We start from the raw sequence: 1197 nt of genomic DNA on the forward strand, positions 1-1197 counted from the left end.
ATCAGATAAACCACTATCTCTGTATTTAAAATTTATATCTTTTGCTGGTATAGTTACTACCTGCCCAGATTTAGTAACTGCTTGAATCGAAATTAGAATATCTTTAAATTCTCTATTAAAACAGCCAGCATTCATTTTAATTCCACCGCCAACTGTACCTGGTATACAAGACAAAAATTCAAAACCACCTAAACTGTTTTCTAATGCAAATTCTGATAATGCTTTGTCACTAACAATACTTCCTGCAATAATTATATCATCTGACAGAACTGATAAATTATTAAAATTATTTGCAAGCTTGATTACTACACCGTCATATTTGTCGTCAGTTATTAATGTGTTGGATCCTCCACCTAAGACAAAGATTTTTTCTTTATTTTCTATAATTTTTAAAAATTTGATTAAATCTTTTAAATTATCTGCTTTAAAATAAATTTTAGCTTTACCACCAATATTAAACCAATTTTTTTTTTTTAAATCACAGTCTAGCTTTAGGTTTTGACCAAACTCTTCTAACAGTTTTTTCAAATTAGTATTCATTTTAAATATTTGGGTAATTCTCTCATCCAGTTTGAAATTGAACCAGCGCCCATACCAATGACAATTTTTTTTTCCATAAATATTACTTTTTACATATTTTGCTAATTGAAATTGATCCTCGATCATTAATAATTCAACTTTCGAATTTTTGATAATTTGTTTTGCAAAACTAAGATAACTAAATCCGAGTTTCATTTTTTCACCAGCATTATAAATTGGAAATAAAATTACTTTATCAGCATCTCTAAAAGCGTAACTAAACTCTTTTTTTAAATCTTTTACTCTTGATATTCTATGGGGTTGAAAAATACATATCTTCTCATAACCTTTATATACTTTCATTACCCCATTAAGTACTTCTCTTATCTCAGTTGGATGATGTGCATAGTCATCAAAAAAATCAACATTATTAAAAGAAAAAATCTTATTAAATCTTCTTTGAACACCTTTAAAATTTTTAAGTCCTTTTTTTATATCAGATATTGATATTCCAACAGTCAACGATACTGCAAGAGCCGCAACTGCATTTTTAATATTATGATTTCCTAAAAGGGGAACTATTATATTTTTTAAGAAACGATTTTTTTTATTTGGTAATTTTATTAATAAATCAAATTTTGAAAATTCTTTATATTGATTTATATTTTTTATAGAAAA

At 26.0% G+C, this 1197-nt stretch carries 1 protein-coding gene; it reads right to left on the reverse strand.

Annotated elements, in window-relative coordinates:
- Positions 1 to 1197: FAD-binding protein (locus tag AMN99_RS05910; RefSeq protein WP_256998120.1), on the reverse strand; the 1197-nt coding region annotated here is incomplete at both ends.

The organism is Candidatus Pelagibacter communis, from assembly GCF_001180225.1.
Taxonomy (GTDB): Bacteria; Pseudomonadota; Alphaproteobacteria; order Pelagibacterales; family Pelagibacteraceae; genus Pelagibacter; species Pelagibacter ubique_D.